At 49.2% G+C, this 1346-nt stretch carries 2 protein-coding genes and 1 pseudogene; all 3 read left to right on the top strand.

From position 1 onward, the window contains the following. The coding region (locus tag ACTHUM_RS14265; RefSeq protein ID WP_440403194.1) for a hypothetical protein at window positions 1-326 on the top strand (326 nt) is incomplete at its 5' end. Window positions 327-366: 40 nt separating this feature from the next. After that, the gene (gene hisF, locus ACTHUM_RS14260) at window positions 367-1134 is read left to right on the top strand and encodes an imidazole glycerol phosphate synthase subunit HisF (protein ID WP_070460193.1); all 768 of its coding nucleotides are present in this window, start codon (window positions 367-369) and stop codon (window positions 1132-1134) included. Window positions 1135-1178: 44 nt separating this feature from the next. Further along, window positions 1179-1346, top strand: a pseudogene (locus tag ACTHUM_RS14255) (phosphoribosyl-AMP cyclohydrolase); the annotation flags it as partial.

Here is a 1346-nt window from a genome sequence, read left to right as displayed (position 1 = left end):
GGATTAGTATGCTTGAAGCGTTTGTTTTGGGTTTTTGGATTATCTGGTCATCCGACCGCGAAGTGTATCCACTAAGTGAAAGTTTGTGGTTTACACTGATTGCAGTGATATTGCGGCAGCTGACGGCGTTTGATTTGCCGATTATCGATACCTATTGGATGATTTTCAACGGGATAATATGGGCATTTGCCGGTTTGATTTTTTCCATCGTCGGTCGCATCGACAGCAATTTCATTATTTCCTGCGTTTTGGCGATGATGGCGGGGATTGGTTATTTTCAGCTGTTGCAACATTTGCCGGATTGGTTGAGCAAATTTTTGGCCTGACGGTTTCAGACGGCCTGAGAACGGATAAGAGGTATTGAGTATGACATTGGCAAAACGAATTATTCCTTGTCTGGATGTAAAAGACGGTCGCGTGGTAAAAGGTGTCAACTTTTTGGGTTTACGCGATGCAGGCAATCCGGTTGACGTTGCCAAACGCTACAACGATGAAGGCGCGGATGAATTGACCTTTTTGGACATTACTGCCTCCAGCGACAATCGCGATACTATTTTGCACGTTATTGAGGCAGTCGCATCACAAGTTTTTATTCCATTGACGGTCGGCGGCGGTGTGCGTACGGTTGCCGATATCCGTCGCCTGCTTAATGCCGGTGCCGATAAGGCCAGCATCAATACGGCCGCTGTAACCAATCCTGATTTGGTAAATGAAGCGGCCGGTTTTTTTGGTTCACAAGCGATTGTCGTTGCCGTGGATGCCAAAGCGGTCAACCCTGAAAATACCCGTTGGGAAATCTTTACCCACGGCGGACGTAATCCGACCGGTTTGGATGCGGTGGAATGGGCTGTCGAAATGCAGCGGCGCGGTGCGGGCGAGATTTTGCTGACCAGTATGGATCGGGACGGCACCAAGCAAGGTTTTAACCTGCCTTTGACACGCGCGGTCAGTGAAGCGGTCGATATTCCGGTCATTGCTTCCGGTGGCGTCGGTTCGGTACAACACTTGGTGGACGGCATTAAAGACGGAAAGGCAGATGCGGTATTGGCCGCCAGTATTTTCCACTTTGGCGAAGCGAGTATCCGCGAAGCGAAACTGGCCATGCGTGAAGCAGGAATTGAAGTGCGTTTGTGATTGCTACCCAAAGGCCGTCTGAAAAATATGGGAGAAAAACGCGAATGTCGAATATAAACGAAACGCTGCTGAATGCCGTAAAATTTGATGAAAAAGGTTTGGTTTGCGCCATTGCCCAAGATTGGCAGACACACCGTGTGCTGATGGTCGCCTGGATGAACGCAGAAGCCCTGCAAAAAACCGTAGAAACCGGTTTTGCCCACTATTACAGC

The sequence above is a fragment of the Neisseria sp. P0021.S006 genome, from assembly GCF_051956895.1.
Note: the sequence above shows the minus strand (reverse complement) of the source record. Positions and strands in the feature narration are given on the sequence as shown.

Coding starts and splice junctions, on each gene's coding strand:
- hisF (WP_070460193.1), top strand. CDS start 367: ATGACATTGGCAAAACGAATTATTCCTTGTCTGGATGTAAAAGACGGT.